The sequence below is a fragment of the Niallia taxi genome (assembly GCF_004005475.1).
In the GTDB taxonomy this organism is placed as follows: Bacteria; Bacillota; Bacilli; order Bacillales; family Cytobacillaceae; genus Niallia; species Niallia taxi.
This window is the reverse complement of the sequence record NZ_RZTZ01000039.1, coordinates 1-6,945: the sequence shown is the minus strand read 5'-3', so window position 1 is coordinate 6,945 and position 6,945 is coordinate 1. Positions and strand designations below refer to the sequence as shown.

Annotated in this window: 7 protein-coding genes and 1 pseudogene; all 8 read right to left on the bottom strand. The window is 32.6% G+C overall.

The features are described 5' to 3' along the window. Nucleotides 1-199 precede the first annotated feature (199 nt). Nucleotides 200-670, bottom strand: coding sequence for a GNAT family N-acetyltransferase (locus EM808_RS28165; RefSeq protein ID WP_127743092.1), 471 nt, complete (start codon nucleotides 668-670; stop codon nucleotides 200-202). A 158-nt stretch (nucleotides 671-828) separates the two neighbouring features. Further along, entirely contained in the window at nucleotides 829-1,299 is a 471-nt protein-coding gene (locus tag EM808_RS28160; RefSeq protein ID WP_127743090.1) for a DinB family protein, read from the bottom strand. 244 nt (nucleotides 1,300-1,543) lie between these two features. Beyond that, entirely contained in the window at nucleotides 1,544-1,933 is a 390-nt protein-coding gene (locus EM808_RS28155; protein ID WP_127743088.1) for a bleomycin resistance protein, read from the bottom strand. A gap of 72 nt (nucleotides 1,934-2,005) precedes the next feature. Then, nucleotides 2,006-2,386 (bottom strand): DUF6262 family protein, encoded by a 381-nt coding sequence (locus EM808_RS28150; protein ID WP_127743086.1) that lies wholly within the window; start codon nucleotides 2,384-2,386, stop codon nucleotides 2,006-2,008. After that, nucleotides 2,379-4,502 carry a tyrosine-type recombinase/integrase gene (locus EM808_RS28145; RefSeq protein ID WP_235856744.1) on the bottom strand — a complete coding sequence of 708 codons (2,124 nt, stop codon included), beginning with the start codon at nucleotides 4,500-4,502 and terminating at the stop codon, nucleotides 2,379-2,381. The genes EM808_RS28150 and EM808_RS28145 overlap by 8 nt, the downstream gene beginning before the upstream one ends. Beyond that, nucleotides 4,502-5,632: a tyrosine-type recombinase/integrase gene (locus tag EM808_RS28140; RefSeq protein WP_127743084.1), complete on the bottom strand. Its 1,131-nt coding sequence runs from the start codon at nucleotides 5,630-5,632 to the stop codon at nucleotides 4,502-4,504. Before EM808_RS28140 ends, EM808_RS28145 begins: the two co-directional genes overlap by 1 nt. Before the next feature lie 38 nt (nucleotides 5,633-5,670). Next, a complete protein-coding gene (locus EM808_RS28135; protein WP_127743082.1) occupies nucleotides 5,671-6,435 on the bottom strand; it encodes an aldo/keto reductase in 765 nt (254 codons plus the stop codon). Nucleotides 6,436-6,523: 88 nt separating this feature from the next. Continuing rightward, a pseudogene (locus EM808_RS28130) lies at nucleotides 6,524-6,828 on the bottom strand (MFS transporter); the annotation flags it as partial. Nucleotides 6,829-6,945: the final 117 nt, after the last annotated feature.

Sequence of the window (6,945 nt, the reverse complement as noted above, 5' to 3'; positions counted from 1 at the left end):
AATTCATAGTGAGACCTCCGAGTAGATATTTTGTCCCTTTTAGCTGGCCAGCTGAGGACACATTTATCTTATCAAGAGGTCTTTTTTCTTTCAAATCCCATTTTCACTTATTACAGGAATGCTGCCCGTTAGTGTTAAAGTAAAGGGGTAGTAATCCTTCATGGATTATACCCCTTTATTTCAATGAGACTCCAATTTCTTACAACTTCTTTCTAAATAAAACCCTATCTTGATTTGGTCCGTCATAGTCCTTATACACAGTAACACCATCTATAATTGCATCTCCTTGTTCAATTTCAAACCCCATCTTAGTATGATAGGAAATTGAAACTTTATTAACAGGAGAAGTTACACATCTGACCGCATTACCACCTTTTTGTTTAACTACATAAAAAAATTCATTGTAGAGTGTTTTTCCTACTTTGAGTTTTCTATATTCTGGATGTACTCCAACAAAATGAATATACGCCTCTTCAGACTTTGATTGTGATAAAAAACCAATTAGAAACCCTATTATTATTCCATCTTTTTCAGCAATAAAACTTGTATCTGTAAAATGGTCAAAAAAGAGCTTCGGTAACTTGTCAGCCATTTGTCTTCCGCCCCACCATTGGTTTATTAATGGTAAAATTGCATAATAGTCTGAACTTTTTACTGTACGGATTTCCATTAATAATCCCCCTATCCTTATATGTTATATTCACAATCCCACTCATTTACCAATTTTAACACATTTTTTATTCAGCCTTCTTCAGCTAACCTGCCCCGATAGTGCTATAAGAATGGATTTATTTATTACAGGAATGCTGCCCTGTTTATTCAATAAGTCTATTCAAACATTGATATTCCCGGGTCTTTTCCGTAACAATGAACTAGCATGGCGTGTAATTGACCTCTATGATGATAAACGTGTGCTAAGATCTCTAGCAACCATTCATATCTTGTGTAAGTAACACCCCAATAAGAAGTAATCTCTTCTTGCAGTTCTTCTTCTGAATAGGAAAAATAAGCTTGTTCAAGTGCTTTAAAATTACTAATTAAACCGTTTTTAATATCTGTTAAATTCTTATATGAAACACTTAAATAAAAATTCTTCATTTCATCTTGTGTAGCACCATTAGCAATATGCAGATCCGCTCTACAAATAATCGCAATATGTTCTAATAGCTCCCCAATTGAATGTTTTTCTAATGAGGGTCTTTTTTGCAGGTCCTGTTCGTCCAATTGGTTTATTATTTCATATATCTTTTTTATAGCTATATTGATTTGGTTAAAAGCACTTTTACAGTATGTATTCATTTTCGTTTCTCACCTTATAATATTTTAATTATACTTTGTATTAATAATTCGCAGGTGAAACAATATATCCTTTACCTTATTGAACAAAACTGCCCCGTTTGTGACACAAGAAGGCTTCTCTTCAGTTATTATAGGAATGCTGCCATTATAGTTACATAAAAACATTCCGTTCGACAGTTAGTGTACACTAGTAAATTACCTCTTTTTTTTCGCTTACTCCATTAGATATGAATATATGTAATAATTACGGTCTAATTTTTTGTGAAAATCTCAACAAATAACCATCTGGATCTTGAACTAAAAATTCTTTTTGTATAAATTCACTATAGGTACTTATCATAACTTCTCTAAAAAGCAGAATATTATTTTTTTTAATTCTTTGTAGAATCTCCTCTATATTTTCTACTTCAATTTGAAAATTAATGCCTCGTCCATATGGATAATTAAGCTCACCAGTTTGCCAAAATCCATTATATTGCTCAATCATCATCTGGGCTCCATTTAGTGAAATAAAAGCAAACTTATCTTCTTTGCGTTCATACTCGAGATTAAAACCCAATACATCTAGATAAAATCCCTTTGATTGTTGAATATCATTAACTGATAATTCTGGTATTAATTTATTGAAATTCATATAATTGCTCCTTTTTACTTCTACATTTATAAAATTTATATAAGTGTATTTTAGTTCAAGTGTTTGCTGTTTTTATACATTTTTATAATAATCAGAGTATGCAACTTTTAAATTATTTCGTAACTCTTTATTTTCTTCCTCAAGTTTTTTTATTCTTCGTCTCAAGGAATCTATTACTGCGTCTTTATTATTATCATTTAAATTTAATTTTGCTTGCTGTTTGTTATAGGCAAGGGGAGTGGTTGATCTTAAGGTACTGATTTGTTCTCTTATGTCCTTATTATTGTATAATGTTGCCTTACTGACTCCTGCCTCAATCGCAACGCTATTAAAGTTTATAGCATTATTTGACTTCATCAGCTTATTAATAGCTTGTTTAACCTTTTCGGTTGTCAATGCTTTCCTCTTCGAATGGATCTCTTTAAGATGTTCTTTTCGGTCATATCTAGGCATTAAAAACACCTTGCTTTCGTTTTACTCTATCCAATCGACTGAACACAATGTTACCTGATTTAATAGTATTGTAAATGTTTAATAATCTGTCTAGGTTTTTTTTGTTCTTTTGTGCAATTTCATCTCTACCATATTCTTTCGCAACAGAAATCATTCTCTTTGTAGATTCAATATGAATATCATACTTGGCTATATCCATTTCAGAAAGACCAACCGCTAAGTCTTTACAAGGGCTACCACCATTACATGTCAAACAAGGAGGTTCTTCCGCATAGGGACAATCACCTTCTAGTCGGGCTCTACAAGAACCATATGGGTTATCAATTGCTGTTAGTTTGTGATCTCTCCATAGCCACTCCAAAACATCTTCAGGAACTTCTTCAGACTCTTTTACATTGACCATGGTTCCATCCAAATCAAAACTAAACACGCCTTGATTTATCGCATTCTCGAACGCTTCTCTTTTTGTTCCATCTAATAAGCGTGCATATCTCATTGTCATTTCAGGAGAAGCATGGGCCATAAGCTCCTGTACGGTCAAAATATCAGTTCCGTTATTTAACAATTTAATGGCGTACGTGTGTCTAAATTGATGATTTGTAAAATGAAACAACTTCCCACTTTCATCAACAATATTCACCTTTAAAGCTAATGCGTTAAGTTGTTCAGCGACCCAATGCTGATAGTAGGGCTTTCCTTTCCTTGCACCCACATAACGAACAAAGATATAGCGTTTTGGATTATTATCATTGTTGCTTTTTTGTTTAGACCTATCAATCAGAACAGCGATTATATTGGCCAAGTGATCATCAATGGGTATTGAGTGACCCTTAACATATGTTTTTTCAATATCGGTTACAATTTGATATTTGTCATTTAATTTAACTAAACAATCATGTGTTAATCCAAGGGTATCTGATATTCTTAATCCTGTCTTGAATGCAATCCATGTAATTGGCTGAACATCTGGATGAAGGTCACTGATATTGTTAAATAATTGCTCCAATACAAATTCAGGAATATAATCTACTTGATCATATGCTTTCTTTCTTTCGGTAGGTTTATCTTCGGGATAAATTAATGATGATACACTTTTTTTAGGTGCAAAGTCATACTCATACATTTGACTATCCCTTAAAAATTTTGAAACACAATTGAGTGCTTCTTTTTTGTATTTTTCAGGATTTGCTCTTTTATGGGTGAAGTTTTTAGTATAATTATTTAGGTATTCAATGTACTGAAGAATATGATTCCGATTTAGCTTGTGAAAATTATTCCAATCCGATTCTAATGAGGTAATAAGATTGATAAATCCTGGTATATATCGGGAATATAACTGTGCTGCAGCTGTTGTAAAATTATGTCCACTTAAAAGCCTTTGTTTAGTGTAACGTTTAAATCCATCTTTCAAATGTGGATTCTTAATGGATGAAAAATAAATATAATAGTTTGCTTTTGATTCATTATATGGAATACCAAAATCCCGATATAAGTTCCTCATATCCCATCTTTCTTTCTCCCATTCAATTCGATCATCAAGATAAGTTATTAAGGCCTTTAATATCAGGTTAAAAAAGGCTGCGGGTTGAGTTTTAGTTTCGTAAGTAAATCCATTATCCTTGTTAGTATTTATTTTGTGAGTCCTTACGCCAATAGATTGTAAGTAGTTGATCCATTTTATATTTGTCTTAATTGGATCCAACTCCAACAATGATTCAACCTTCGGATAGGTTTTATTAATAAAATCAGTAAAACGTCTTAGACATGTAGACTGATGTCCAAACGCAGTGTTTAATCTCCACTCATCATTAAATATCTTTTTATAAAAGATATATTTAACTTCAGTTGATAAACTACTACACATAAAAGAGAAGGAAAGATTACGGCATGTACTTGTTTTTATAACACGTGCATACTCTTCACTGAAATTAGAGATTTTACAAAATATATCGAGCTTCCAGTCATTTTCTTTAAGAAAGTATGGATTTTCAATATTGTTTATTATAAAAGAGCCATCCTCTTTAAATTCCTTTTGGGAATAGGAACTTAGTTCCTCTATGTATTTTAATAAATGGCCATTAACAGTTGTTTTGTTTACACTAACAAACTTACTCACTACGATTCCTCCTGTTTACTATTTACTATACGAAAAGCTGGTTGAGCTTTTTCCCATTCAGCCCGAATATGCTCATCACTAGGATGAAGGTAAAGGTCAATTGTTGTTTGAATTTGCGAGTGACCTAGTCTTTCCTGTACTTGTTTAATATCTTTTGTTTGCTGATAAAAAAGAGTGGCGTGCGTGTGCCTAAGTAGATGGGGGTGAACGTCAATCCCGGTTTTCTTTTTCAATCTTCTGAATAATGAATTCACATCTTGATAAGTAAGAGCTTGTCCAATTCGTTCTCCACTGATTTTCACAAACACAAAATTGGATTTTATCTCTAAATCATCGACAATGTCGTATAAATAATCATCATATAAATCCATTAATTCCTGAGACACATGAACAGACCGTTCACCTGATTTTAATTTAGCCCCATTGATTAGTTCACCACGATCTTTTAAGCAGATCCTATGTCCATTTTTATGGTGAAATTTGAAATCCTCTAAGTACAAGGAAAGAGCTTCCCCGATTCTAAATCCAGTTTCAAATAATAGCTTAATTAACAGTTTATCTCGAATATTAGTGGTAGCTTTATATATTTGGTCAACCTCTTCTTTTGTTAGTACCTTTAATTTTTGTTTAGGAATCTTTAACTTTAGAATGTTTTTCTTTATACTTTTACCTTTATTAACGTGATAAAGAAAATCTTTATATTTAGAGTGACCAAAGGAAAAGCTCTCACGTTTAATCCGTTCTATTACGTTGCTATGTAATTGTTCCGTTCTATATAGGTAATCGTAAAAATTTGTGATAACGGTTAATGTTAGGTTTATTGTCTTTTCTGTCTTATTGGAGTGTTTTTCTATTGGCGTTACCTTTATTGAATGGTAAGGGTTCTTTAACCAAGTAATAAATTCACCTAAAAGATTAATAGATATGTCATGTAAGGATAGGGATGATTCTCTGAGGAAAGAAAAATAGTGCTTCAAAGCATAGCAGTATGTCTTTTGGGTGTAAATACTTCTACCTACGGAATCTAAATACTTTAAGTACCTAATTGCCTCAATTACCGGCATTCCATCTCCATCTATTAGTATGTATCTCTTTTTATCTTCATCTAACAAGACTTCTTGAACTCTCATCGTAACTACACCTCCTACCATATATTATACATATTAAACTATATAGAATTAGTATTGTTTACTTTGATAATATGTGAAAAAAATAAAAAAATTGAAACATACTGTACTAAGTAGTCTACTATTATTATAGTATATTTAACTGAAACTCCGTATTTTTCTGCAGTCTCTAAAACTTTTTTATTTTTCAATAATTCACCATGTGCAATTGGTGAATAGGCCTCAACAAGAATGCCGTGTTCTTGAGTATATTGGATTAACTCGGTTGGTGTATTGCTTATATGATCTAGTATTTGATTTACCATGGGTTTAACTGTACAGTCACTAAGAATATTGTTAAGATCCTCTTTTTGAAACTTAGATACACCTATGGCACGAATCTTTCCTGCTTTGTATGCTTCCTCAAGTGCTCTCCATGCTGCACGATTTCCTTCGAAGTACCGATCTTTGTTGCCAAAATCCCTCCATGGTTGTGGGCCGTGAATAATCATCATATCAATATAATCAAGTCTTATCGTTTTCAACGTTTGGTCAATCGATGAAACAGCTTTTTCATATGACTTTATTTCTGCAGCAAGTTTTGAAGTTATAAACAAATCTTCCTTATTCTGACCACAAGCTCTAATTCCATCTCCCACTCCACTTTCATTTGCATACGCCTGTGCTGTATCAATATGGCGATACCCAGTTTTCACAGCATCTACCACTGCCTGTACTACATTGTCATTCTTTATCCTCCATGTTCCTAGACGCAATTTAGGAATCTCAATACCATTAGATAGATAATAATTTTCTTTTAAAATCATCTATATTAACTCCATTTATTAGTTAATTACATACAAATCCCTCTTTGATTTTTTTATTATGAGTTTAATTTATTTCTTTGTTAAATGCTTAATGAGAAACAACAGATTCTTCTCTATGCTTTTCGGTTGCACTTGAAGATTTAAACATATTATTTCTTACTATGATAACAGCAAAGCTAATAACTACAGGACTCCTACTAAAACGACGTATGGTGTGCCTAGTGTGGAAATGAATAATCCACCTGCAGCTGAGCCAACTGTTGTTCCAACATTACATGCCGATATAAATAAACCATTTGCGAAATCAGGAGCTTCTGGAGCTGAAGAAGTAATCAAATATTGATTAATATTAGACATAATTCCTCCAGCTAATATTCCCCATAGAAGCCATATCGTAAGGGATTTAAAGTTTCCCATACTCTTGAGGGGCTGAAGGAACTCTTCGATTTCCTGGAAGAAGTTAAAGGTAAAACTGGTATTCAGCCACCTGTAGTATTAGAGTCAACAGGA